The following is a 25,301-nucleotide window of genomic DNA, read 5'->3' on the forward strand; positions in this document are numbered from 1 at the left end:
GATAGAGTATTTTTACTGTTGCGTTTTATTTTAAATCATACAGCCTCTCTGTCAAGATGCTATAACGATTTGTTCTTCTCTGTCCTATAGCAGTAACAGCCGATCCACATAGATTTGTAAAAACTTTATAATCATCTGCCGCACCTGCCTCTCGGCTTTGTGAACCATTTCAAATTCCCAACTCCTGTATCAAATGCTGAAATGTATAAAACGCCGGTTTCGGAGTATAATCATCCCGCATGATGCCAAATTGGTGAAAGAGATCATCTTTGGAACTGTCTGCATCCCTGAGACCAAAAAGCTCATAATGTGTGATATTGAGTTCTTGATGCAGATTATAAACGGTCCGTATGATCGTCTCTAGTACTTCAGATTGATGTTCGTAAGATCTGTCTTTGCCTACAAAAGGGTTTTTGCCCGTAGGCCATCCGTTTTCGGTAATGCGAATAGGGATGCAATCAGGTATACCGGCTGTCTTCAGATTCACTTCACGAAAACGCCGCAGCAAGTCCTCAACGGAAGCTGGGACTTTTTCCAATGAGAGCGGCTGTTCAAATACATCTACATAAAAATTATGCGCGACATAATCCAAAGAATCTATGAAAACCTCTCCGCCAATTTCAGCAAGGTTTTCCCAGAAATGCGGAACCACTTTCGGACCGTTATCCGGCACAGATCCAAATCCGATATCCACACGAACGTTCGCTGCTTCTGCTTCTTCTTTTGCTGCAATAACCCCTTGCACCAACAATGGCAGGATGTTAGGGTTTGATCCGTCCATAAAGCTCAAATTAGGTTCATTCGTAATTTGCAGCGAGTCAATATAAGAACCATACTCTCTAATGATTTTCCTAATAAGCGCGAGCCAGTGATTCATTTCTATGTTTGGAGCCAAAGAACCTACTACCAAGTCCCCCATTAATCCCAAACGAACATATTTCTCCACGATCGACAAAAGCTTCTCTCCCGAATCAGCAGGTCCTGTATAAACGAGATAAATTCTTGGCAACAGCGATTTAGATTCTCCTCGAAGACGTTTTAAGGCCATTTGAATTTGCTCATAGTTGTCTTGAGGTCCTACAGCTAAACCGGCAGGCGTACCGGCTACACTAAGCGGATAGATTCCAAACTGCAACCCGGATGAAAGCATAAAAAACGCTCCTTTTTCTTGTATTGGATAAAGCAAATAGTAAATAAATATTTATTATTTATATGAAACAATAAATATATATTTAATTTCCATACTAACAATATACTAAAATATCGATAAAAACAGGTAGAAAAGTAAATTATTTTTACCTATCACCTGCGTTTATAATAAATAATTATTTACTTTATTATCAACAGGATTTTGGAATGTAAAAGAGACGTACAGCACATTTTTAAAAAAATCTTTTTAGAAGGACCGGGAAAAGTCAGAGAAATCATGCGCCGAGCTAATCCAGATTAATCCGTGAAAACGTCATTCATCTTTTGAGGAGGTTCCCGTACTCAGGTATTTTTGGATCTTATGATGCAATAATCAACAAAATCATTCTCGAAATCCATCAAACAAAAAATTTCTCTCTTCTTACAAAATCACTACCTTGCAACAAAAAAATCCACCTTCCTTACCTGCTCCAATTTCAACTCCCAGAAAGTAGCTTGAATCGATAAGCTCCTTTTCTCCTCTTCATTCCTTGGCTCAATATCAAAAATACGTTTCCAGCTATCCACAATTTTCTGATGATAATAAGGGTCCGGAAGCGGCTTTTGCTGATAATAATCCAGCCCTCTTTTCTTTATTTCTTTGTCGAATAATTCCCCGTCTTCTTCATTTTCTTCGAGGTACCAATAATTCAGTACGTAATGCCATTTATCAAAATCGCTCAAAACAACCTGTTCATCAGGTATGTCTATTTCGAGACGTACACCTCTCGTTCCTTTCTCCAGAAAACCCGAAAAACGGAGGTCCGGACGAATATGCACGCCATTCCATTGTTTCCATGCCCAGACAGGGTACGATTCTTTTTCCGGTCTTGGCCCCAATCGTTTCTCCATTTCAATGATAAGCCAGTCGTACGAATCGAGGAAATCTTCATAAACAAGCTCCTTCGCACCACGATAAAAACCTTGTTGCTGCAACCATTCCCACACTTCAACAGGATGGATAGTCCATAGTTTCATCTTCATACCCCCTTAAAAGGATCATGATGTAAAAAAGCTTTCCTGTACAGCCAAAAGGAAGGAGATCATTCGTCTACTATCATCAGGATGAATATAACAACCTAACCCAAAACCGCATAATAAAAGAGGACCTTCATGCCAAATGACAAAGTCGTCTGGCCATGAACAAAGTTTAAAGTGTGATTTCTTTCCTCCCTTTACTTATTCTAAATTCTTACCGAATGGCAATTTGTGTTTATAGAATATTTGAGCTCCTTTTGATCCTGACGATTTGAAATCGAGTAGGAGGGGGTGATTAACCCCCGTCCTCTCACACCACCGTACGTACGGTTCCGTATACGGCGGTTCAATCAAGATAAATGACGCAAGAATTCATAACGTTTCTGTAGACTTTTAAGCCCTTGGTTACTCCAATAGGAGTTTCCAAGGGTTCTGTGTAATATGGGACTTTTTGAGATTCGCCAATAACCTTTGCGACTGTTCCCCCATTCATAAGCTTTCCATTCAGGAACTCCTAGTTTTATGAGGTTGCGTATCCTGGTCTTTGAGGTCTTCCAGTTTTTCCATAAACACATCCGGAGTCTTCGTCGAATCCAGCCATCCAAATCTTCAAAGATACTCTTTGTGTCTGCTAATGCAAAATATCCACACCATCCAAGTAGATATTGGTTAAGTTTCTTAATCCGATATTCCATTGGGTATGGTATTTTTCTTGACGTGATTTCTCGCACCTTTTTCTTCATTCGTTTTAGACTTTGCTTGGCAATCCGAACTTTTGGCTCTTTTGAAGGTGTAAAACTAAATCCTAGAAACTTTCGTTTCCATGGTCGGTCAACCGCAGATTTCTTCTCGTTGACTTTTAGACGAAGTTTTCCCTCAATAAATCGTTTGACACTAGCCATGGTTCTTTCACCAGCCCGTTTTGACTTCACGTAAATATTACAGTCATCGGCATAACGAACAAATTTATGCCCTCTTTTCTCTAATTCTTTGTCTAGTTCATCTAGTACAATATTCGAAAGTAAAGGGCTTAGGGGGCCACCTTGCGGCGTCCCTTCTTCTGTCCTAGATACCACACCATTAATCATGACACCAGCTTGTAGATATTTGCGGATTAGCTTCAATAGTGGCTTTTCTTTAATAGTCTTGGCTAATGTACTCATCAGCCTGTCATGATTCACTCGATCGAAGAACTTTTCTAAATCCATGTCTACTACCCATCTATAACCATCTCTGATATAGCCTTTTGCTTTCCTAACTGCGTCATGAGCACTTCGATTTGAACGAAACCCATAACTATGTTCGGAGAACATAGGGTCATATATCCTCGATAATACTTGGGCAATTGCTTGTTGAATCAAACGGTCTGTTACGGTTGGAATACCTAGTAACCGAACACCGCCATCAGGTTTCGGGATTTCGACTCTTCGAACAGGCATTGGTTCATAGGTACCCTTGAGAATTGCCTCTTTCATAGATATCCAGTTTTCGACTATGTGCTGACGGAGGTTTTGTACGGGCATCATATCTACTCCATGGCTACCTTTGTTCTTTTCTACTCTTTGTAAAGCTAAAAGCATATTCTCCCGTGACAGGATTTGATTCAAAAGCATTGTTATTCTTCCTTCCGTGAATAGCTTATCTTCTTATGCCAGTGGTCACTCCACCCTCCAAGAGGTCCCCCACGGGATTCACCGTTTCCTTCCTCAAGTGAGGTACTACGTTTTCTGTGTTCAACATGACACACTGAATGCAAAGGGCTATTCTCTCTTAATTGTTCAGTCCTTCCGAATTGTTCTAGACCAATTCGTACTATGACCTCTGCTGACTTCTGATGGCTCAGCTACTTATCACTAAGTAGGTTATGAAGGCTACTTCACGTATCCATCAGACCTCCCCGGGTAAGAGTGTAATCTTTCCTTCCATCCATCTGCTTCATTTACTCTGTATCACCTTCGGCAGAAAGGGCTTTGTTTTGTTGTGCAAACTCACCCAGTGATACCTAGCCTCCTATGAAGTTCGTGTTCCTCAGATCGGAAGTTTGCCGCCCGCTTCCTTCAGATTCCGCGTCACCACGGACACCCTTGCGTTAAGCTAACTGCTACTTCTGCCTTCGCAGCTCGGGACTTTCACCCTATAGATTACACCCATGCCGGGCGCACACAAGAAAGCCGTTCACGCCAAAAGCATGAACGGCTTTCTTTACCCGGATATTTCATCTTTATCAATGAAGCGGACGTTAAGCAATGCAATCATCGCTTTCTGTCCTGATGGGCTATTTTTGAATCGAAATGATGTTTTCTTCTTTCAAATCGACTTTACCTTGCTTTTCAATTACAACTTGTTCCCCTTCTTGAAGGTTTGTAAAAATAATCGGAGTAATCACAGACGGTGCCTTGCTTTTCACTAAATCAAGATCCACTTTCAACAAAGGCTGTCCGGCTTCTACATGGTCGTCTTGGTTCACAAGCGCCTCAAAACCTTCGCCATTCAGTTTCACTGTATCAATACCCACGTGAATTAAAATTTCTCTTCCGCCGTCGGACAAAATACCGATTGCGTGCTTAGTCGGGAACAGGTTCACAATTTTTCCGTTAACCGGCGATACAACAGTTCCTTCTTCCGGCAATATAGCAAAGCCGTCTCCCATCATTTTTTCTGCAAAGACTGGATCAGGAACTTCTGCAAGCGGCTTAATTTCCCCTTTTAATGGAGAAATAATCGCTTCATTTCGGTCAATTTCATTTTGAAGAGGCGTTGGATTCACTTCTTCTACTTGCTGTTTAACTTCCTGATTCATATCAGGAGTTGTTGCTTTGCGCGGCGCTTTGCCTTTCATAATATCTTGCATTTGCGTTTTAATCGTGTCGGAACGTGGTCCGAAAATAGCTTGAATATTGTTTCCAACTTCCAATACTCCGGAAGCGCCCAGTTTTTTCAAACGTTCCTTATCCACTTCTTTAGGATCATTTACTTGAACGCGCAGACGAGTGATACAAGCATCCAGCGAAGCAATATTGCTTTGTCCACCCATTGCTTCCAAAATATTGTAGGCAAGGTCTCCAGATCCGCTATCTGCTGTTTCTTTTCCATCGTTCGATTCTTCATCATCTTCGCGACCAGGCGTTTTTAAATTGAACTTGCGGATGGCAAATCGGAAACCGAAATAATAGATGACGGAAAAGACTAATCCGACCGGTATCACGAGCCACCAATGAGTTTGTGGATTCAAAACACCAAAGAGAATAAAGTCAATTAATCCCCCTGAGAATGTCAACCCGATTTTGACATTTAAAATATGCATAATCATAAATGACAGTCCGGCAAAAACAGCGTGAATCGCAAACAACACAGGTGCTACGAATAAGAAGGAGAATTCAATCGGCTCTGTAATCCCTGTCAAGAAAGAAGTCAAAGCCGCTGAAGCCATTAAACCTCCAACCACTTTTTTCTTTTCAGGTTTAGCTTCGTGGTAAATAGCCAGCGCAGCAGCAGGAAGACCAAACATCATAAACGGATATTTACCCGTCATAAATGTACCAGCCGTCAAATTCTTGACTCCATCTTTAATTTGAGCCATAAAGATCGCTTGGTCTCCGTGAACCACTTCTCCTGCTTTGTTCGTATATTGTCCAAACTCAAACCAGAACGGAGCATAGAAGATATGATGCAATCCAAATGGAATCAGCGAACGTTCAATGACACCGAAAATAAAGGCAGACAACGTCAAGTTTGCATTCAACAAGTTATTGGAGAAAGCATTTAAACCTGATTGGATAGGCGGCCAAATAACAATCATGATCAATCCAAGAATTAAAGAAGATACAGCCGTCACAATCGGAACAAAACGTTTTCCCGCAAAAAATCCTAAATAAGATGGAAGCTCAATATTAAAGTATTTATTGTAGAGAATTGAAGCTAATATACCAACAATAATCCCGCCGAATACACCGGTTTGCAGCGTAGGAATGCCGAGAACGGTTGCATAGGAAGGATCATGAGCAGCCATTTTAGGAGTGACACCAAGCACAACTCCCATCGTAACATTCATGATCAGGAAGCCGACGATTGCAGCAAGTCCAGCTACCCCTTCTCCTCCGGCCAAACCAATGGCAACCCCGACGGCAAATAGAAGGGCTAGATTCGAAAAGATAATTCCACCGGCTTCTTCCATTACTTTTGCTACCATTTCCACCCAACCGGTATGCAGAAACGGAGCAATATCGACTAGCGTCGGGTTTTGTAAAGCGTTTCCAAGAGCAAGCAAAATTCCGGCAGCCGGTAAAATGGCGACTGGAAGCATCAAAGCTTTACCCACTTTTTGGAGAACGCCGAAGAATTTCTTAAACATATACGTTACCTCCATTCTGTTATTGCATAAACAAAAAAGCATGAGTGAAGAAGCAATAAAAACAAGCAGTACAAAGGGTAGTGTTCCCTTGTGTTCTTGTTTCTATCAACTTCTTTACTCATGCCTGATCGAATCAGTAACACGTAAAGAATTGCTATTCTTTTGTTTCGCACGTAAACGCTGCAAATGCATCGTTAAATAAGTGGCTTCCGCTTCATAAACCGGTTTCTTCAGCGTCTGCTGCATAATTTTGATTAGCTTCCATGAAAGATTGTAGCATAGAGGGTATTCTTTTTTCAATAGTTCTTTTATTTTTTTTGAATCTTCCAATGCTTCTCCTTTTTGCACCCTGTCAATGGTATAGCGAAGATGGCGGATGAGTCGCATATATTCCACACTATTTCTATCGATTTCCATTCCAAGATTTTCTTCCATCGTGCGGACAAGAGTGGACAATAACTGGGAATATTGATTAATCTCAGAAAGTTGTTTATCTGTTAAGGCACTGTGAATATGCAAAGCAATAAAGCCTACTTCCCCTTCCGGCAGCTTGATGTTGGCCGCTTCATGAATAAAATCCACTACTTCTTCAGCGATTTCATATTCAAAAGGATACATCGCTTTTGTTTCATTTAGAAAAGGATTTTTAATAACCATTCCTTTCATAAGCCTGTTCATCGCGAAAAGCAGGTGATCCGTGAGCGCAACGTGGATATGCTCATTTAAAGTGCCGCGTGTTCGTTTTTTTATGATTTCTAAAGAGGAAATAATTACATTCAGCGTTTTTTCATCGAGGTAGGGCAATAATTTTTTGTAATGTTCTTGTTCATTTTCATTTTTGAGGACAAATATTTTTTCGATAATATCTTGATGGATCACATCTCCTTTTTTCCTTTGGAAACCGATTCCCTTCCCAATTAGTACGACTTCGTTGTTCTTGTCATCAGCAGCGATCAAAACATTATTATTAAGGACTTTTTTCACTACATATTTAACCATTTGAAATCTCCTCTTGTGATTCACCGCTGCAATAAGCAACAGCTTCGTCCTCCTTATATTAGTCTACCCATATTGTAATCAAGGATTTGCCTTTATACAATGAAAACCTTTTTACAAAAAAACGTCCCCCATTTGGAGGACGTCCTTCCTACTATTTCAAGAAAATAAAATATAATAAGAAAACAACAAACAAGAAATACATAAGCGGATGAATTTCTTTGGCTCTTCCTTTTACAATCATCGTAATAGGATAGAAAATAAATCCGATCGCGATTCCTGTCGCGATACTGTATGTCAAAGGCATACAAATAACGGTCAAGAAAGCCGGAACAGCAATTTCGAATTTCTTCCAGTCAATTTCTCCCAGAGACGATACCATCAACACACCGACAATAATCAAAGCAGGCGCCGTTACGTGTGAGGTAATAACCGAAAGCAACGGGTAGAAAAAGAGCGACAGCAAAAACAACACACCTGTGACAACAGCAGCAAATCCGGTTCTGGCCCCGGCAGCTACCCCCGCTGTTGATTCCACAAAAGAAGTCGTCGTGGACGTTCCGAGCACCGCACCAATCGCTCCTGCCATAGCATCTGAAAACAGCGCTTTTCCGGCTCGAGGCAATTGATTGTTTTTCATCAATCCGGCTTGATGAGCAACCGCCAAAAGAGTCCCCGCCGTATCAAAAAAGGCTACAAATAAAAAGGTCAAAACCACCATCAACATTTGCATCGTAAAAATTTGATCCGGCATATGGAAAATCGAAGTCACCGCAACGCCAAACACCGGTTTAATGCTTGGAATGCTGCCGATCACATGTTTCGGAAGAGGGATTAAACCGGTCAACATCCCGACAATAGCCGTAATGACCATTCCGATAAACACAGCGCTGTTAATGCCTCTCGTCATGAGAATGACCGTAATGATGATGCCGAAAATGGCCAAAAGCGTATTGCCGTTTGTCAAATCGCCAAGCCCAACTAAAACCGCATCATTATTCACGATGATTCCAGCATTTTGAAAACCAATAAAAGTAATAAAAAGTCCAATTCCTGCTCCTACTGCGTGTTTTAATTGAGCCGGGATAGCATTAATAATTTTTTCCCGAATTCCGGTAAGCGTGAGCAAAATAAATATGAGGCTTGCCAAAAATACTCCTGTCAGCGCAACTTGCCAAGAAATGCCGTAATTCAAAACAACCGTATAGGCAAAAAAGGCGTTCAAACCCAATCCCGGCGCGAGAGCCACCGGATATTTCGCCCATAATCCCATCAACAAGGAACCGAAAGCAGCAGATAAAGCCGTCGCAACAAACACCGCTCCGTGGTCCATTCGCATGGAATCCGGAAGATTCTTCACTGATGCAAGCGAAAGAGTGAGCGGATTCACGACCAAAATATAGGCCATAGCAAGAAAGGTCGTAATACCACCGATAATTTCCCTGCGGTAATTCGTCCCCAATTCATCAAAATGAAAATAATTTTTCATAATTCCCCTCCGCCATTATCACAAATACGTCACGAGGCAACCACACCGGCCAACAGGATGCCGCCGGGTGAAATCACCATTCGGGTGATAAAGCTATTCACCAAGCAAAATAAAAATACCCCAAACATTCGTTCGGGGCATGGCTTGAGGATAGAAAGATAAAAGGATGGGAATCCAATCCTGTTTACATTCCATTACCTCGTAGTCAAGCTATTTACGGCAGCTTGGTAGAGACTTCCGGGCCATATCCCCGTAATTATACGACGTAATGCGACAAATTATTTAATTCAACTACATTGTAGTGCTAAATGACGACGATGTCAACAAAATACGAACATTATTTTAAAATTATTTATTATCATTCGTGTTTGTCTCATTCTGCATTAAGGGCAGCAAGGCGAAGAGTTCCTTCGGAGGCCGGCTGCCCTTAAATGCCCGATTCGTTCCGCTGATCATCCTTATCTCACGGATGAATAGCGGGTCTTTATTCCCACTCAATAGTGGCCGGCGGTTTGCTGGTAATATCATAGACTACACGGTTCACATGGCTGACTTCGTTGACGATGCGTGTCGAGATCGTCTCCAGCACATCCCACGGAATTCTTGCCCAATCGGAGGTCATTCCATCGATGGAAGTAACCGCACGAATCCCGATAGTATAATCATATGTTCTCGCGTCTCCCATTACCCCGACGCTGCGGATATTAGGAAGAACAGTGAAATATTGCCAAATGTCGCGATCCAACCCAGCTTTTTTAATTTCTTCTCTTAAAATAGCATCCGATTCCCGAACAATTTCCAATTTTTCTTCCGTTACTTCTCCTAAAACCCGAATGGCTAGTCCCGGTCCCGGGAATGGCTGACGCCAAACAATTTCATCCGGAATTCCTAATTCGGTGCCCAATTTTCGCACTTCATCTTTAAACAACGTGTTCAGCGGCTCAATCAGCTTAAATTCCATATCTTCCGGCAGCCCGCCCACATTGTGATGGGATTTAATCGTTTGGGCTGTGGCCGTTCCGCTTTCAATAATATCCGTATACAGAGTACCTTGCGCTAAAAATTCAATTCCTTCCAGTTTGGCCGCCTCGTCATCAAACACATATATAAACTCATTGCCGATAATTTTCCGTTTTTTCTCAGGGTCGGAAACTCCCTTCAGTTTGTTCAAAAAGCGATCTTTTGCATCCACTTTGATCACGTTCATGTGAAAACCTTCCGCGAACGTTTTCATTACACTTTCGGCTTCCCCTTTGCGCAAAAGGCCGTGATCGACAAAAATACATGTCAATTGATCTCCGATGGCTTTATGTATAAGAACAGCCACAACAGAAGAATCGACTCCGCCGCTCAAGGCACAAAGAACCTTTTTATCGCCAACGGTTTTTCGAATATTTTCTATTTCCATTTCAATAAAATTTTGCATGGACCAATCGCCCCGGCAGCCGCAAATGTTGAACACAAAATTGCGAAGCAGCTCGTTTCCGTAGACAGAGTGGCGAACTTCCGGATGGAATTGAACCCCATATAATTGTTGTTCTTGATGACTCATTGCCGCGATTGGACATGATGAACTTACCGCATCTACAGTAAATCCTTCAGGAGTTTCCATCACTAAATCGCTATGGCTCATCCATACCACTTGTTCTTCCGGTAGTCCATCCCAAAGAGGATTTTGGTTTTGTACCCGGATGGTCGCTTTTCCGTACTCCCGTTTGCTGGCAGGTTCCACTTTTCCACCGAAATGCTTTGTCATCAGCTGCATTCCATAGCAAATTCCTAGCACCGGGATTCCTAGATTAAAAATGTCTTCGTCGCAGCGAAAAGCATCTTCGGCATATACACTGTTAGGTCCCCCAGATAAAATAATCCCTTTTGGATTCATAGCTTTTATTTCTTCCGCCGTCAAAGTATGGGGATGAAGTTCGCTATAGACGCCAAGTTCCCGAATTCTTCTCGTAATCAGTTGGTTATACTGGCTGCCGAAATCAAGTACGACAACCATCTCTTGGTTTTCCCATTCCTTCTTTCTTTCCACAATATCCACCTCTCTATGTATGAAAAATAAGCTCTGTTCCTATGACGCAAGCTTTTCCCATGCAGCACAGTTTCTCCAGCAAATAATCATGTAACAGAGCCAATAGATCACAAAAAAGTATTCAGGGGGAATTCCTTCCCCCTCTATTAAGTCCTTAATAGACTTTTATAAACCCGCCTTTTCAAGAAGACCAACGGAGGTCTCCTGCGGCCACTATTGCCATCTCATTGCAGCCATCCGGCAGCAATCCAATTTTTCTAAAGAACTGAAGATGAAATACTGATAGACCATAGACGCAACAAATTTGTCATCATTTTATATCTATCTGTAACCACGGTCAACCCGCCTTGCAATTGATTTATTATTCAGATAATAACTCACAATGAAGAAAACTCTTCTCCTGCTTTCTTTCCATTTCTTCAAACCAAAAAAGACAGGGAGCTCCACAAAAGGCTCTCTGTCTTTTCTATTAAAGGAAGAATCCACAAATTATTTCCAAAAGTCATCGAAAATCGTGATGGGAAGATGCCGTTTATGCTCTGTCTTTAAAAACCATCCTTCGATCGTTTTTCTCGCTTCTTCAGAAACGGTTTTGCCTTCCAGGTAGTCGTCAATTTCTTCATAGGTAACACCAAGTGCGACTTCATCCGGAAGCTGTGGACGATTTTCTTCCAAATCGGCTGTCGGCACTTTTTTATATAAACGTTCCGGACACCCAAGTTCTTTTAACAGCATCTTTCCTTGGCGTTTATTTAAACGATAAATCGGAACGAGATCCGCACCGCCGTCTCCGTATTTTGTAAAAAATCCTGTGACTGCTTCTGCCGCATGGTCGGTTCCCAGTACGACTGCATTTCTCATTGCTGCGATGCTGTATTGAACTTTCATCCGTTCACGAGCTTTTTGATTTCCTTTTTCAAAATCGGAAATTTCCACGCCGGCATCCTTTAATGCCTTTTCACTGGCATCTACCGCTTCTTTAATATTCACCGTAACGACATCATCTGGCTGGATGAAGTTTAAAGCCACTTGGCAATCTTCTTCATCGAATTGTGTACCATATGGCAATCTGACCGCCGTAAACTGATAATCTTGTTTTCCTGTTTCCTCACGAATTTCGTTAATCGCCATTTGAGCCAGCTTCCCGGTTAATGTGGAGTCTTGCCCACCCGAAATGCCTAGAACGAAGCCTTTTATAAACGGATATTTCTTTAAATAAGCTTTTAAAAAGTCTACGCTTTTGCGAATTTCTTCTTTTGGATCAATCACCGGTTTTACTTTTAATTCCTCAATAATCCGTTTTTGTAAATCGGTCATCTTCTCCTTCTCCTTTCGTTTTGGTTGACAAACTAGATACAATTTTGTCCCGCACTTCTTGAATCTTTTTCATTTTATTATTCCAGCATTTTTCGCTTAAGTCCACCGGATATTCTTCCGGATTTAAAATTCGTTTATATTCATCCCATAAATAGCCTAAATTTTTTTGGACAAAAGATTGGATTTCTGCCAGCGATGGCAATTCATATACTAGCTCGCCATTGATGAAAATATCTTTTTGCAATTCCACCGCTTCAAAGTTTGTCACGAATTTGCTGACATAGGTATGAACAGGGTGAAACATTTTAATTCTTTCTTCTGCGGCGGGATTCTCGTCATAAAGGGTGATATAGTCGCCTTCCGATTTTTGGTTGCTTTTATTGATGATTCGATATACTTTTTTCTTTCCCGGAGTGGTTACTTTCTCGGCATTGCTGGAAATTTTGACCGTATCGATCATTTCCCCTACCTCATTCTCTATCGAAGCTAACTTATAGACTGCTCCAAGCGCCGGTTGGTCGTACGCCGTAATCAAATTCGTCCCGACCCCCCAAGCGTCGATTTTGGCTCCTTGAGCTTTCAAATGCGTAATGGTGTATTCATCCAAATCATTCGAAGCAAAAATTTTCGCATCGTGAAATCCGGCTTCATCCAGCATTTCTCTCGCTTTTTTCGATAAATAGGTCAAATCGCCGCTATCTAAACGAATACCAATAAAGTTGATCGAATCCCCCATTTCTTTAGCGACTCGAATCGCTGCCGGTACACCGGAACGAAGCGTGTCATATGTATCCACTAAAAAGACGCAATCCTTATGGGATTCAGCGTATTTGCGAAATGCCGTATATTCGTCTTGATAAGCTTGTACCATGGCATGAGCGTGTGTTCCGGCTGTCGGAATGCCAAACAGCTTTCCGGCTCTGACATTGCTGGTAGCCCCGCATCCACCGATAAAGGCCGCTCTAGTTCCCCAAATGGCCGCATCCATTTCTTGAGCCCTTCTTGTCCCGAATTCCATGACCAAGTCTTCCCCAACGGCATGCTTGATGCGGGCGGCTTTCGTGGCTATCAACGTTTGATAGTTGACTATATTTAATAAAGGCGTTTCAATCAGCTGCGCTTGAATCAAAGGCGCCTCTATTGTAACAATTGGTTCATTTTCAAAAACCACTTCTCCTTCCCTCATCGACCGTACATTTCCTGTAAAAGTTAAATTCGACAAGTATTGAAGAAAATCTTCATCATAGCCTTCTACTTCGCGCAAATAAGCGATATCGCTATCGCTGAACCGAAAATTCTTTAAAAATTCAACAATTCTTTCTAACCCCGCAAAGATTGCGTATCCGCTTCCAAACGGCATTTTCCGGAAATAAAGATCAAACACCGCCTTTCTCTCATGGACACCGTCTTCCCAGTACGTTTTAGCCATATTAATTTGATATAAATCTGTATGCAAAGCAAGACTGTCATCTTGATATTTTCTCATCGTCCAAACCCCGTTTCCGTCATGAAATTACCTTTGCTCCGAGTGCATGTTGAAAGTGCTTCAACGCCCAATCATGTCCTGCTTCGTTAAAACTTGCCGTTCCCTTTTCGTATACAGCCAGTTTAAACCCTTTATTATAAGCGTCTACAGCGGTATGAAGCACACAAATATCGGTACAAACTCCGCATAAATGAAGTTCATCTATGCCTCGAGCTCGCAGCTGAATCTCTAAGTCTGTACCTGCAAACGCGCTGTACCGTGTTTTGTCCATATAATATACATTTTCCTTGTTTTTCATCCGCTCATACAGTTCCCCTAATTGACCGTACAGCCTCCTTCCCTCCGAACCGGCAATGTTGTGCGGCGGGTATAATTGGCTTTCGGGATGATACGGATCCTGTTCCTTATGGATATCCACTGCAAATACCACAAAATCGCCGTTTTGAATAAACGTGTCCGTCAAAGAAGTAATGAAATTCTCAATCATTTGAGCGGGCTTTCCACACGTGAGAGCACCATGATCCGCCACAAAATCGACAGTGTAATCGATATTGATCAACGCTTTTTTCCCCATTGCCAAAGTCTCCTTTTTCCCCTATTTGCTTCGAGAGGCTCTGTGATATGTTGAACATGAAAGCCGGAAAAGAACTTTATACGTGATCAAACTGCAAAACTCTTGATTCTCATTATATATCCAAGACACCTTTTTCAGCATCGTCAAAGTTTCATAATGTCTATCAAGTGCGCCAAAAACCCAAATATAAGACAAGTCTACCGATTTCGTTCACAGAGCGTTCAAAAATGGCTTTATTTGTATAATATCTATTTTTAGGATCATTATAAAGAAGAAACGAGAAAAAAAACAGCCATAAGGAGGTAAGAATCAAGATGTTGAATAAGAAAAAAGAACAGCAGCCGTCGCTTGCTCCCGGAATAGACGATGAAGAAGAATTGGAACAGCGGGCAACAAAAGAAGAAATAGAAAGGGGAGAATTTACCGAAGTCACGCATCTTTCCTACGATGAAGTGGATGAAAGCTAAAATGGGTTGACCGTTTCTCTCATTCTCAAAACAGAACCTTACAAATAAAAAGGAAAGGAAGAATAGACCTATGTTTACATTTTCCAAAAAAATCATGGCCATCATCTTCGTGTCCGTTGCGATGTTTGCTGCCTCAACCGTGCATGCAGAAACAAATCAAGGAAAAAGCAACGAAAAACCTGTCCAGCTGACCGAACAGCAAAAAGCCAAACTGAACAAACTTCACAAAGAACTATTGGAAAAAAGAAAAGAATTAATTCGCCAATATGTAGAATACGGAATCATTTCTAAAGAAAAAGGAGATGACATCATTTCCCATTTGGAAGAACATTACAAACACTTGCAGCAAAACGGCTTTTCCCCTCATTGGAATCACTCGGAAAAAGGCCACTGGCATCATAAACATCATCATGATGACAGCGATAACGAACAGCGCTGAAGGCACACCCTTTCAGCGTTTTTATCTTTCTTACACCGTTTTTTTAAATTGTAGGATTTACCTCCCTGCAAAGTTTTCTTTAATTAAGATGATCAGATAGTGTTCTCTCAAAGACAAAACGTTTCGTTTTCAATATTTGGTATTTAGAGAGGCTTCCCGAAGCAACGATGATCGCATTGGTCTATTTTTATTTTGCTGCTTTTATCAGTCTCAAAAAACCATTCACCTTCATGAAAGACATATTTAGAAAAAATTTTTTAAAGGAAGTCATAGATTTGAACTCAATTGAGCATATTAACTCCTAGATTTCATTCCATTTTTTAAAATAGGAGGACTTCACTTGCTTGATGCTAAAACTATTGAAATCGTACAATCCACTGCACCGGTTCTAAAAAAACACAGTAAAGAAATTGGAAAAAGATTTTACCAAATCCTATTCTCAAAAGCTCCTGACTTGTACAATATTTTTAATCAAACCAATCAAAAAAGAGGAATTCAGCAGGAAGCATTAGGTTACGCTGTCTATGCTGCTGGGGAACACATTACCAATCTAGATGCTATCAAGCCAGTGATCACAAGGGTTACAGAGAAACATCGCGCCATAGGGATTAAACCTGAGCAGTATCCACTTGTAGGCGAAGCGTTGATGCAAGGTTGCTTGAAGGTGCGAACCGAAGCCCCAGTAAACGGATCCACTTGTAGGCGAAGCGTTGATGCAAGGTGTAAAAGAAGTTCTGGGTGATGCCGTCACGGATGAAGTTCTCGATGCATGGAAAAAAGCTTATGACTATATTGCAGATGCATTCATTGACATTGAAAAAAAACTCTACGAAGAAACAGATCATCAGCCTGGTGGATGGAGCGGCTATCGAAGCTTTTTAGTGGATCAAAAGGTAAAAGAAACGGATGCCGTAACTTCTTTTTATTTAAAGCCGAAGGACGGTAAAGCAATCCCTACCTATAAACCTGGGCAATATCTAACTATAAAAGCTGAAATTCCTGGAGAAAAATATACGCATATTCGTCATTACAGTCTTTCTGATTCTCCTGGAAAAAACTATTACCGAATCAGTGTAAAACGTGAAGATGCACATGGGGATGCTCCACCAGGAATTGTATCGAATTATTTACATAAACAAGTCCAAGTTGGAGATACTCTTCAATTTTCTGCTCCTGCTGGAGACTTTGTGCTCGATGACAGTGATTTACCTGTAGTTCTGATTAGCGGAGGAATTGGCATTACGCCATTACTTAGCATGTTAAATTCCATTGCAGAAAGTAAGTCACAACGTCAGGTTACATTTGTACACGCAACAGCCAACAGCCAAACACACGCTTTTAAAGACCATGTGAATCAATTAGAAAAAAGTCACCCAAACATCAAATCATATGTATGCTATGATTCACCAACAAAAGAAGATCGGAACTCTAAAAAATTCGATAAAGAAGGGTACATTGATTTAGACTTTCTACAATCTATCGTTCCATCAAAAGAATCCGTTTTTTATTTCTGCGGACCGATTCCTTTTATGAAAAACATTCAATCGGCGTTGCAACAATGGGGAATTCCGAATGAGCACATCCATTTTGAAGCATTCAGTCCGATCGCTATTTTAGGAGAAAAATAAGGCAGGCTGATTAAACTTCGGTATCGGGGTGCAGTGGTCTGCTTTGTAAGACTTATAAGAAGTCCCTCTCCCTCCTGTTTTTCAGAGATGGAAAGGGACTTCTTTCTATGCCCTTTGTTGAAAACAACAAGTTTGGTCATCATGATTAGATTGAGTTCTCCACCAAACTTTGTCTCTCTTTTTAATCTCCTCATCCCACTTGTTCGCTCTTCTCAAATAATGCCGGCAATTCTGCTTCATAGTTTTCGCCAATGATTCCATTTTCGGTAATAATCGCTGTAATCAGTTCGTGGGGGGTGACATCAAAAGCCGGATTGTAGACTTCCACCCCTTCAGGAGCAATGCGTTTGCCTGCGATATGGGTAACTTCTTCCGGATTCCGTTCTTCAATCGGAATATCTCTTCCCGTTTTGGTTTCTAAATCAATCGTGGATAATGGCGCCGCGACGTAAAATGGAATGCCGAACGATTGTGCCAGTAAAGCCAGTCCAAATGTTCCGATTTTATTAGCGGTATCTCCGTTAGCGGCAATTCGGTCCGCACCGACGATGACGGCCGAAATGTTTTTGGCGTAAATCGTCTGCGCCGCCATATTATCCGTGATAAGCGTAACATCCACACCGGCTTGCATGAGCTCCCACGTGGTGAGTCTTGCTCCTTGCAAAACCGGGCGCGTTTCTGAGGCAAATACTTGAAGATGAACTCCTTTTTCTTTGGCTAGATAAAATGGAGCAAGCGCCGTACCGTAGCGAGCCGTTGCAAGGGAACCGGCGTTGCAAATCGTTAAGATGCGGTCGCCGTCTTTAAAAAGCGACAATGCATGCTCTCCGATGCGGCGGCATACGTCTTCATCCGCCACTTGGATGCGAATCGCTTCATGAACGAGCATCGTTTTCGCTTCGTTGACAGAAATGGCGTCTTCAATGCTTGATGCAAGACGGTTCAGCGCCCAAAACAAGTTAACCGCCGTAGGCCGCGAGCTGGCTAAATAGTCGATGTCTTTTTGAAGCTGTTGTTTAAATTCAGCCATCGAACTTGCCTCGTAACGTTGAGCCGCAAGAGCAAGCCCGTAGGCAGCCGTCATGCCGATCGCAGGAGCCCCTCGAACTTTCAAGGTTGAAATGGCATCCCATACATCTTCAATTTCCTTTAATTCTAAATATTCAGTCTCCTCCGGCAACTTTTGCTGATTTAAAATTGTGATATGCGTATCGTTCCATTCAACCGAACGCGGAATCATGAATCGTTCAGTCATAGCTGTCTTCCTTTCGTTTAGTTAGTCGGTGTCAATGATGCCTGTAGGAAAAGCGGACGAACTTCTTGAATGTCATTGAGCGAATGTCGCTGTAAAATAAGGCTGCGTCCGAGACGAAGGGCACGGCGTTTCGCACGAAGACGTTCCTCTTTGTCTTCAATACCGTCAAGGTCAGCGACATGTGCTAAACCGATGGTGCGGCGAATCACTTCGCATCCGGCAAATCCAATCGCATCGACAAATGTATGGTGCAAAACGTCCTGCAATAACTTCGATGTCTTGGCGTAAGGCTCGACATTGTGCTGCTCCCAAAGGTCGGAAAATACGCTTGCAAATACTTCCCAAGTGTTTTCGATATGGTCAAATAAAAACTCTTGGTCTTGTTGCGGACGGGACAGCGCATTCAGCAGCAAATTAGCGATAAATTGACCGAGATCAAAACCAAAAGGACCGTAAAAGGCGAATTCCGGATCAATCACTTTTGTCTCTTTATCGCTGCAAAAAATACTGCCGGTATGTAAATCGCCGTGAATCAGCGCATCCCCTTCTGTTAAAAACTTTCGCTTTAATTTTGCCACTTCAAGATGAAGCTCATCATCGTTCCAAAGCGCTTTTGCATCTTCACGCAGCTCCTCTTCAAAATCGTTTGTATCATAATCAAAGAACGGATCGGTAAAGACAAGATCTTCCGTGATTTTGCATAGTTCAGGGTTGATAAAACTTTGAAGAAGCTGTTTTTTCTCTTGTTGATTCATCCCGAAGTCAGACGTATAAAATAACGTTTTGGCTACGTATTCACCGATGTGCCGTGACAAAAGCGGATACGTTTTTCCTTCTATAAGCCCTTTGCGAGCAATTTGTAAATGAGATAAATCCTCCATGACGGTAATGGCAAGAGATTCGTCGGAATGGTACACTTCCGGAACGTATTCCGGAACGAAGCCGGCAAATGTACGCAACGCATTGCTTTCTATGGTCGCACGCTTTAACGTAAGAGGCCAGCTTTCACCAACGACTTTCGCGTACGGCAGCGCTTGTTTGAAAATCACTCCTTTGCCTGTTTTTTGGTCAACGATACGGAAAACGAGATTTAAATTTCCATCGCCAATTTCCCGGCATACCAGCTGGGCTTCTTCTGAAAATAAGCGCAATCGAACGGCAAGAGAAATCGCGTCTTTTTCTGTTAATGGTTCGTAAGCGGATGGATTTGAAACGGCCATGTAGGAACGCCTCCTTTGGAAAAAATCGAGTAGGAGGGAGCGATTAACTCCCGTCCTCTCACACCACCGTACGTACGGTTCCGTATACGGCGGTTCAATTAAGATAATTGACGCAAGTCTTTATAACTTCCGTGAATAGCTGTTCTCTTTATGCCAGTGGTCACTCCACCCTCCAAGAGGTCTCCCACGGGATTCACCGCTTCCTCCCTCAAGTGAGGTACTACGTTTTCTGTGTTCATCATGACTCACTGAATACCAAGGGCTATTCTCTCTTAATTGTTCGGTCCTTCTTAGTTGTTCTAGACCAACTAATACTATGACCTCTGCTGACTTCTGACGGTTCAGCTACTTATCACTAAGTAGGTTATGAAGAGTACTTCACATATCCGCCAGACCTCCCCGGGTAAGTACATGCACTTTCACACCATCTATCCGCCTCATTTACTCGATATGACCTTCGACAGAAAGAGCTTTGTTTTGTTATGCAAACTCACTCAATCATACCTAGCCTTATATGAGGTTCGTGTTCCTCGGACCGGTGTTTTGCCTCCAGCTTCCTTCAGATTCCGCGTCACCACGGACACCCTTGCTCTTGGCTAACCTCTACTTCTGTCTTCGGGGTTCGGGACTTACACCCTATAGTTCATGTACATGCCGGGCGCACATAAAAAGCCTCTCTCGTTTATCGAAAGAGGCTTGAAGATTCTTCTTCTCACCTCTTATCTTTCAGAAAGAATGACTCTCTCTGTTGGACTTAGCACCGTGCCTTGCGGAAGATTCCTTCCGGCGCTTTTCTGCGCCCTATCTCACGATAGTATTACGGTCGGTTGCTGGGCTTCATTGGGCCAATTCCCTCAGCCAACTCTTGATAAGAGTATTGATCAGCTATTATTCGAATTTTCGTTATTGCTTTAATTATTGGCGGATTCTCATTTGAGTGAAATCATACATCGAAGTTCGAGTGATTGTCAATCCTTTTTTAAAAAATTTTTTCATTTGTTCTGTAATGTTCCGGACGACGGTCGCTAAAAATCGGGATTTGCTCACGTACTTCTTTGACTTTTTGCAAATCGATTTCAGCTATGAGGGAGCAAGGATCTTCTTTTGCTTCCGCAAGAATTTCCCCCCACGGATCGATGATAAGCGAATGTCCGGCGAACGTATTATTCGGGTCGCGGCCGGCGCGATTACAGGCGACAACATAACATTGATTTTCAATGGCACGCGCTTGAAGCAACGTACGCCAATGAGACAGACGCGGCAACGGCCATTCGGCAACGACAAACAACACTTCTGCTCCTTGCAAGGCATGTACGCGAATCCATTCCGGAAAACGAATGTCGTAGCAAATCACACCGGCACATAATGTATTTTCAAGTGTAAATAATCCTGGTGTATCTCCGGATCGCAAATAAAGATGTTCATCCATCAGTTGGAAAAGATGCAGTTTGCTGTATTCGCCTACAATATCGCCGTTTCGATCGGCCACGTACATCGTATTCGTCGTTCCATCATTTGTTTTTTTGGCGATGGAACCGGCGACAATGTGGATGCGATGACGACGCGCAAGCTCACTAATGAATGCTTTTGTTTCTTCGCCTTCCTTATCCGCAATTTCATCCAGACGCGTTAAATCATAGCCCGTTGTCCATAATTCCGGAAGAACGATGATGTCAGGGTGTTGAGCGGCTATTTTTTCTACTTCGTTTTGAACAAGCTGTCGATTTTCCAGCGGAGCGCCAAAAGCAATATCCAGTTGAAGACAAGCAATTTTGAATGTCATAATCATTCACCTCAAAAAATTTTGACTTTACAATTTGATTTTTACGATATATGATGTTTGACTAGAATTTCAAGAAAATTTTGAGTAGGTGTAAACGATGAAACATTTCGCACAATCGGAACTGCTGCAGAAACTGCCAAAACAGTTTTTTGCGTCTCTTGTCGCCAAAGTGGAAAACGTGAAAGCCCAAGGACATGATGTCATTAACCTCGGTCAAGGGAATCCGGATCAGCCGACGCCATCCCATATTGTGGAGGCGATGCAAAAGGCAGTCGCCAATCCCCGTTATCATAAATATTCGCCGTTCCGCGGCTATTCGTTTTTTAAAGAAGCGGTCGCGGCCTTTTATGAACGTGAATATGGGGTGAAACTGGATCCGGAAAAAGAAGTGGCGGTTTTATTTGGAGGAAAAGCAGGACTTGTGGAAATTCCGACCTGTTTGCTGAATCCGGGTGATCTTGTTCTCGTTCCTGATCCGGGATATCCGGATTATTGGTCGGGTGTCGCTTTGGCACAAGCCGAAATGGCGATGATGCCGCTTCGCGCTCAAAACCATTTTTTGCCGGATTACAACGAAGTCTCAAAGGACGTGGCAGAAAAAGCAAAATTAATGTTTTTAAACTATCCAAATAACCCTACCGGAGCGGCGGCATCGAAAGAATTTTTTATGGATACCGTTTCGTTTGCCGCAAAACACGATATTTGCGTCGTGCATGATTTCGCCTACGGGGCAATCGGATTTGACGGCAAAAAACCGGTCAGTTTCCTCCAAGCAGAAGGGGCTAAAGACGTCGGCATAGAAATATATACGTTCTCGAAAACCTTTAATATGGCCGGCTGGCGAGTGGGAGCGGCAGTTGGTAATGAAAGTGTCATCGCAGCGATTAACTTGCTTCAAGACCATTTATACGTCAGCTTGTTTGGTGCGATTCAAGAGGCAGCGGCTTGTGCGCTTCTTTCTTCACAAGAGAGCGTGAAAAAGCTTGTTTCGCTGTACGAGTCGAGACGGAATACATTTATTCGTGCTCTTTCGCAAATCGGTTGGGATGTCACGCCTCCTTCTGGCTCATTTTTTGCATGGCTGCCTGTACCGAACGGCTGGACATCAGAGCAATTTTCTGACTTTCTACTTGAAAAAGCGCATGTGGCGGTTGCTCCCGGAATCGGATTTGGGAAACACGGAGAAGGGTATGTGCGCGTCGGTTTATTAACGAGGGAAGAACGGCTGGAAGAAGCTGTCCAACGTATTGCGAAGCTTGGTCTTTTCCATGTCGCAAAAAAATGATTGACACCGATAAAAATTCCTGTCATAATACAAATCAAATTTACCGATACTAAGAAAATTTTGAAAAGTCAATACATGATTCAAGCATTCTTATCAAGAGCAGGTGGAGGGACGAGCCCTATGAAGCCCGGCAACCGACTTAACAATCGTTAAGCACGGTGCTAATTCTTGCAGCGATATGCTGAGAGATAAGAAGAGTGTGAACCTCTAGCCTCTTCTTATGAAGAGGTTTTTTTATTGAACTTAGAAAGAGGGATGAACATGAGCCAAGTCATTGCCACCTATCTTATTCACGATGAGAAAGATTTGGAGAAAAAAGCAGAAGGAATTGCTCTTGGCCTCACGGTTGGTTCTTGGACCAATTTGCCGCAGCTGCAAAAAGAACAATTGCAGAAGCATAAAGGAGAAGTCGAGAGCGTCACACCGTTGGAAGAGGACGAGCGAGTCAATGAGTATCTGGGCAAACGTGTGAAGCGAGGACTTGTCCGCATTGCGTATCCAAGCCTCAATTTCAGCGCCGATTTACCGGCGATTTTAACAACCGTATTCGGCAAGCTGTCGCTCGATGGCGAAGTGAAACTGGTCGATCTTGCTTTTTCTGAAGAATTAAAAAAACAGTTTCCCGGTCCGCGCTTCGGAATAGACGGAATTCGCCAAAAAGTCGGCGCCGATCATCGTCCGCTTCTCATGAGTATTTTTAAAGGCGTCATCGGGCGTGATTTAGATTATTTGTCGGAACAGTTAAAACAACAAGCCCTCGGCGGAGTCGATCTCGTGAAAGACGACGAAATTTTGTTTGAAAACGACTTAACTCCGTTTGAAAAGCGAATCATCAACGGGAAAGCCGTGCTGAACGATGTATACGAAAAAACAGGAAAGAAAACGTTGTATGCGGTCAATTTAACGGGCAAAACATTCGAGTTAAAAGAAAAAGCAAAACGCGCGGCGGAAATCGGTGCCGATGTGATTCTTTTTAACGTGTTCGCTTATGGATTAGACGTATTGCAAGGCTTGCGCGAAGATGAAGACATTGCCATTCCGATTATGGCCCATCCAGCTGTCAGCGGTGCACTTACACCATCAGAGTTTTATGGCATCAAAAGCCCGCTCTTGCTTGGAAAATTGCTTCGATTAGCCGGAGCCGATTTTGCTCTTTTCCCATCGCCATATGGAAGCGTCGCCCTTGATCGAAGTGAAGCGCTCGGCATTGCCGACGAGTTGACGAAAGAAGATGAGCATTGGAAACGATCTTTCCCGGTTCCATCTGCGGGTATCCACCCAGGTCTAGTGCCGCTTTTAATTCGCGATTTTGGAATCGATAGCGTCATTAATGCCGGCGGCGGGATACATGGCCACCCGGATGGAGCTGAAGGCGGAGGAAAAGCATTCCGTGCGGCGATTGAGGCAGTGCTGGCAGGAAAAACCCTGGAAGAATCCGCCAAAGACCATGAAGAGCTGAAAAAGGCTATTGACTTATGGGGCGCTCACGAGGTGACAGTATGACAAAACCAATCGTTTTTTGCGATTTCGACGGAACTATTACCACCCAAGATAATATCGCTGCGATTATGAAACAGTTTGCTCCTCCGGAATGGGAAGTGCTAAAAGACGATATATTGGCGGAGCGGCTGACCGTTCAAGAAGGTGTCGGAAACATGTTTTCCCTCCTTTCTTCCGAATTGAAAGAAGAGATTACAGACTACGTTTTACAAACGGCCTGTATTCGCGACGGCTTTCGGGAATTTGTCGATTTTACAAGACAACACGACATTCCGCTCTATGTAGTGAGCGGCGGCATTGATTTTTTCGTCTATCCGATTCTGGAAGGACTTATCGAAAAAGAACGCATTTTTTGCAACGGCTCAGACTTTAGCAATGAAACCATTCAAATTGTTTGGCCTTATTCGTGTGATGAACATTGCCAAAACGGTTGCGGCTGTTGCAAGCCGTCGCTGCTGCGGAAGCACTCAAAACCGGATGGATTCCATATCGTCATAGGAGATTCCATTACGGATTTAGCTGTGGCAAAATTAGCGGACCATGTCATTGCTCGCGACTTTTTACTGGAAAAGTGCAAGAAACTAGGCATTTCCCATTCACCATTCAACACGTTTTTTGATGTAGTGGAGGTGCTTGAGAAGCTGGAGGTGGGAGCATGAGTGAACTTGAGAAAAAATGGAAGGAACTTGCCGATGTGAAAGCGGAGTTGGCCGAGCGCGATTGGTTTTTTGCGACAAGCGGGAACTTATCGATTAAAGTTTCCGATGATCCTCTCCACTTTCTTGTTACCGCGAGCGGAAAAGATAAACGAAAGCAAACCGATGAAGACTTCCTTCTCGTAGATGCGCTTGGCCATCCGGCTGAAGAAACCCATTTAAAACCTTCAGCGGAAACGCTTTTGCATGTGGAAATTTATAACAGAACCAATGCAGGCTGCGGCCTCCATGTCCATACCATCGATAATAATGTCATTTCTGAATTATACGGTGACATTGGAGAAGTGGAATTTAGCAATCAAGAAATTATAAAAGCGTTCGGACTTTGGGAAGAAGACGCTGTGATTCGCATTCCGATCATCAAAAATCACGCCCATATTCCAACGCTGGCGAAAGAATTCGCCCGGCATGTGCACGACGATGCAGGCGCCGTCCTCATTCGCAATCATGGCATTACCGTATGGGGACGCACCGCATTTGAAGCGAAAAAATATTTGGAAGCATATGAATTTTTATTCAGTTATCATATCAAATTAAGGTGCCTGACCCCACTTGCGCTTTAAAGTACAAAAGGGATAAGCAAAAATAAAG

The 25,301-nt window shown here is 42.7% G+C and carries 19 protein-coding genes, 1 pseudogene and 3 riboswitches; of the genes and pseudogenes, 7 read left to right on the forward strand and 13 right to left on the reverse strand.

What is annotated here, in order from left to right; genetic code table 11:
- Positions 1-169 precede the first annotated feature (169 nt).
- From NST12_RS14565 to NST12_RS14610, 10 genes are all read right to left on the reverse strand, one after another.
- Positions 170-1,150, reverse strand: a complete 981-nt coding sequence (locus NST12_RS14565) for a hypothetical protein (protein ID WP_341101722.1) — start codon at positions 1,148-1,150, stop codon at positions 170-172.
- A 431-nt stretch (positions 1,151-1,581) separates the two neighbouring features.
- Positions 1,582-2,166, reverse strand: a complete 585-nt coding sequence (locus tag NST12_RS14570) for a DUF3841 domain-containing protein (protein ID WP_341030225.1) — start codon at positions 2,164-2,166, stop codon at positions 1,582-1,584.
- 350 nt (positions 2,167-2,516) lie between these two features.
- On the reverse strand, positions 2,517-3,779 hold the full coding sequence (ltrA, locus tag NST12_RS14575; RefSeq protein ID WP_341100012.1) for a group II intron reverse transcriptase/maturase: 1,263 nt from the start codon (positions 3,777-3,779) through the stop codon (positions 2,517-2,519).
- A 662-nt stretch (positions 3,780-4,441) separates the two neighbouring features.
- A complete protein-coding gene (gene ptsG / locus NST12_RS14580) occupies positions 4,442-6,517 on the reverse strand; it encodes a glucose-specific PTS transporter subunit IIBC (RefSeq protein ID WP_341101724.1) in 2,076 nt (691 codons plus the stop codon).
- A gap of 114 nt (positions 6,518-6,631) precedes the next feature.
- Positions 6,632-7,516, reverse strand: coding sequence for a glucose PTS transporter transcription antiterminator GlcT (gene glcT, locus NST12_RS14585; protein WP_327797169.1), 885 nt, complete (start codon positions 7,514-7,516; stop codon positions 6,632-6,634).
- 151 nt (positions 7,517-7,667) lie between these two features.
- Complete coding sequence (locus NST12_RS14590; protein ID WP_048624120.1) at positions 7,668-9,002, reverse strand: NCS2 family permease; 1,335 nt, start codon at positions 9,000-9,002, stop codon at positions 7,668-7,670.
- A 182-nt stretch (positions 9,003-9,184) separates the two neighbouring features.
- A riboswitch (purine riboswitch) is annotated at positions 9,185-9,286 on the reverse strand.
- Positions 9,287-9,486: 200 nt separating this feature from the next.
- The gene (gene guaA / locus NST12_RS14595) at positions 9,487-11,007 is read right to left on the reverse strand and encodes a glutamine-hydrolyzing GMP synthase (protein ID WP_340397571.1); all 1,521 of its coding nucleotides are present in this window, start codon (positions 11,005-11,007) and stop codon (positions 9,487-9,489) included.
- A gap of 522 nt (positions 11,008-11,529) precedes the next feature.
- Positions 11,530-12,357, reverse strand: a complete 828-nt coding sequence (gene nadE / locus NST12_RS14600; RefSeq protein ID WP_048624121.1) for an ammonia-dependent NAD(+) synthetase — start codon at positions 12,355-12,357, stop codon at positions 11,530-11,532.
- A complete protein-coding gene (locus NST12_RS14605; protein WP_341101729.1) occupies positions 12,329-13,843 on the reverse strand; it encodes a nicotinate phosphoribosyltransferase in 1,515 nt (504 codons plus the stop codon). The genes nadE and NST12_RS14605 overlap by 29 nt, the downstream gene beginning before the upstream one ends.
- A 19-nt stretch (positions 13,844-13,862) precedes the next feature.
- Positions 13,863-14,417 (reverse strand): cysteine hydrolase family protein, encoded by a 555-nt coding sequence (locus NST12_RS14610; RefSeq protein WP_003354063.1) that lies wholly within the window; start codon positions 14,415-14,417, stop codon positions 13,863-13,865.
- A 314-nt stretch (positions 14,418-14,731) separates the two neighbouring features.
- On the opposite strand from NST12_RS14610, the gene NST12_RS14615 reads away from it, so the two are divergent.
- The 3 genes and pseudogenes from NST12_RS14615 (at position 14,732) to NST12_RS14625 (ending at position 16,951) form a co-directional block, all read left to right on the forward strand.
- Positions 14,732-14,884 carry a hypothetical protein gene (locus tag NST12_RS14615; protein WP_328201948.1) on the forward strand — a complete coding sequence of 51 codons (153 nt, stop codon included), beginning with the start codon at positions 14,732-14,734 and terminating at the stop codon, positions 14,882-14,884.
- A gap of 70 nt (positions 14,885-14,954) precedes the next feature.
- A complete protein-coding gene (locus NST12_RS14620; RefSeq protein ID WP_048624124.1) occupies positions 14,955-15,323 on the forward strand; it encodes a YckD family protein in 369 nt (122 codons plus the stop codon).
- Positions 15,324-15,663: 340 nt separating this feature from the next.
- Positions 15,664-16,951, forward strand: a pseudogene (locus NST12_RS14625) (NO-inducible flavohemoprotein).
- A gap of 190 nt (positions 16,952-17,141) precedes the next feature.
- Here NST12_RS14625 and mtnA read toward each other — a convergent pair.
- The 3 genes from mtnA to NST12_RS14640 form a co-directional block, all read right to left on the reverse strand.
- Positions 17,142-18,206, reverse strand: a complete 1,065-nt coding sequence (gene mtnA / locus NST12_RS14630) for an S-methyl-5-thioribose-1-phosphate isomerase (protein WP_048624126.1) — start codon at positions 18,204-18,206, stop codon at positions 17,142-17,144.
- Between the two features lie 17 nt (positions 18,207-18,223).
- Positions 18,224-19,426 (reverse strand): S-methyl-5-thioribose kinase, encoded by a 1,203-nt coding sequence (gene mtnK / locus NST12_RS14635; RefSeq protein ID WP_048624127.1) that lies wholly within the window; start codon positions 19,424-19,426, stop codon positions 18,224-18,226.
- Between the two features lie 716 nt (positions 19,427-20,142).
- A riboswitch (SAM riboswitch) is annotated at positions 20,143-20,301 on the reverse strand.
- A 104-nt stretch (positions 20,302-20,405) separates the two neighbouring features.
- Entirely contained in the window at positions 20,406-21,209 is an 804-nt protein-coding gene (locus tag NST12_RS14640; RefSeq protein WP_048624128.1) for a carbon-nitrogen family hydrolase, read from the reverse strand.
- Positions 21,210-21,306: 97 nt separating this feature from the next.
- Here NST12_RS14640 and NST12_RS14645 point away from each other — a divergent pair, with 97 nt between their 5' ends.
- From NST12_RS14645 to NST12_RS14660, 4 genes are all read left to right on the forward strand, one after another.
- A complete protein-coding gene (locus tag NST12_RS14645; RefSeq protein WP_328204126.1) occupies positions 21,307-22,494 on the forward strand; it encodes a pyridoxal phosphate-dependent aminotransferase in 1,188 nt (395 codons plus the stop codon).
- A gap of 87 nt (positions 22,495-22,581) precedes the next feature.
- Positions 22,582-22,689, forward strand: a riboswitch (SAM riboswitch).
- 66 nt (positions 22,690-22,755) lie between these two features.
- A complete protein-coding gene (gene mtnW / locus NST12_RS14650; RefSeq protein ID WP_341101734.1) occupies positions 22,756-23,997 on the forward strand; it encodes a 2,3-diketo-5-methylthiopentyl-1-phosphate enolase in 1,242 nt (413 codons plus the stop codon).
- On the forward strand, positions 23,994-24,653 hold the full coding sequence (gene mtnX, locus NST12_RS14655) for a 2-hydroxy-3-keto-5-methylthiopentenyl-1-phosphate phosphatase (RefSeq protein ID WP_328204131.1): 660 nt from the start codon (positions 23,994-23,996) through the stop codon (positions 24,651-24,653). Before mtnW ends, mtnX begins: the two co-directional genes overlap by 4 nt.
- Positions 24,650-25,273: a methylthioribulose 1-phosphate dehydratase gene (locus tag NST12_RS14660; RefSeq protein WP_327797183.1), complete on the forward strand. Its 624-nt coding sequence runs from the start codon at positions 24,650-24,652 to the stop codon at positions 25,271-25,273. Before mtnX ends, NST12_RS14660 begins: the two co-directional genes overlap by 4 nt.
- Positions 25,274-25,301 lie beyond the last annotated feature (28 nt).

This window comes from Bacillus sp. FSL W8-1127 (assembly GCF_038006725.1).
Taxonomy (GTDB): domain Bacteria; phylum Bacillota; class Bacilli; order Bacillales; family DSM-4216; genus Bacillus_O; species Bacillus_O smithii.

What these genes read in the sequence shown, in the direction of transcription:
- NST12_RS14565 (WP_341101722.1), bottom strand. Translation starts at nt 1,150, where the DNA reads ATGCTTTCATCCGGGTTGCAGTTTGGAATCTATCCGCTTAGTGTAGCC.
- NST12_RS14570 (WP_341030225.1), bottom strand. Translation starts at nt 2,166, where the DNA reads ATGAAACTATGGACTATCCATCCTGTTGAAGTGTGGGAATGGTTGCAG.
- ltrA (WP_341100012.1), bottom strand. Translation starts at nt 3,779, where the DNA reads ATGCTTTTGAATCAAATCCTGTCACGGGAGAATATGCTTTTAGCTTTA.
- ptsG (WP_341101724.1), bottom strand. Translation starts at nt 6,517, where the DNA reads ATGTTTAAGAAATTCTTCGGCGTTCTCCAAAAAGTGGGTAAAGCTTTG.
- glcT (WP_327797169.1), bottom strand. Translation starts at nt 7,516, where the DNA reads ATGGTTAAATATGTAGTGAAAAAAGTCCTTAATAATAATGTTTTGATC.
- NST12_RS14590 (WP_048624120.1), bottom strand. Translation starts at nt 9,002, where the DNA reads ATGAAAAATTATTTTCATTTTGATGAATTGGGGACGAATTACCGCAGG.
- guaA (WP_340397571.1), bottom strand. Translation starts at nt 11,007, where the DNA reads ATGGTTGTCGTACTTGATTTCGGCAGCCAGTATAACCAACTGATTACG.
- nadE (WP_048624121.1), bottom strand. Translation starts at nt 12,357, where the DNA reads ATGACCGATTTACAAAAACGGATTATTGAGGAATTAAAAGTAAAACCG.
- NST12_RS14605 (WP_341101729.1), bottom strand. Translation starts at nt 13,843, where the DNA reads ATGAGAAAATATCAAGATGACAGTCTTGCTTTGCATACAGATTTATAT.
- NST12_RS14610 (WP_003354063.1), bottom strand. Translation starts at nt 14,417, where the DNA reads ATGGGGAAAAAAGCGTTGATCAATATCGATTACACTGTCGATTTTGTG.
- NST12_RS14615 (WP_328201948.1), top strand. Translation starts at nt 14,732, where the DNA reads ATGTTGAATAAGAAAAAAGAACAGCAGCCGTCGCTTGCTCCCGGAATA.
- NST12_RS14620 (WP_048624124.1), top strand. Translation starts at nt 14,955, where the DNA reads ATGTTTACATTTTCCAAAAAAATCATGGCCATCATCTTCGTGTCCGTT.
- mtnA (WP_048624126.1), bottom strand. Translation starts at nt 18,206, where the DNA reads ATGACTGAACGATTCATGATTCCGCGTTCGGTTGAATGGAACGATACG.
- mtnK (WP_048624127.1), bottom strand. Translation starts at nt 19,426, where the DNA reads ATGGCCGTTTCAAATCCATCCGCTTACGAACCATTAACAGAAAAAGAC.
- NST12_RS14640 (WP_048624128.1), bottom strand. Translation starts at nt 21,209, where the DNA reads ATGACATTCAAAATTGCTTGTCTTCAACTGGATATTGCTTTTGGCGCT.
- NST12_RS14645 (WP_328204126.1), top strand. Translation starts at nt 21,307, where the DNA reads ATGAAACATTTCGCACAATCGGAACTGCTGCAGAAACTGCCAAAACAG.
- mtnW (WP_341101734.1), top strand. Translation starts at nt 22,756, where the DNA reads ATGAGCCAAGTCATTGCCACCTATCTTATTCACGATGAGAAAGATTTG.
- mtnX (WP_328204131.1), top strand. Translation starts at nt 23,994, where the DNA reads ATGACAAAACCAATCGTTTTTTGCGATTTCGACGGAACTATTACCACC.
- NST12_RS14660 (WP_327797183.1), top strand. Translation starts at nt 24,650, where the DNA reads ATGAGTGAACTTGAGAAAAAATGGAAGGAACTTGCCGATGTGAAAGCG.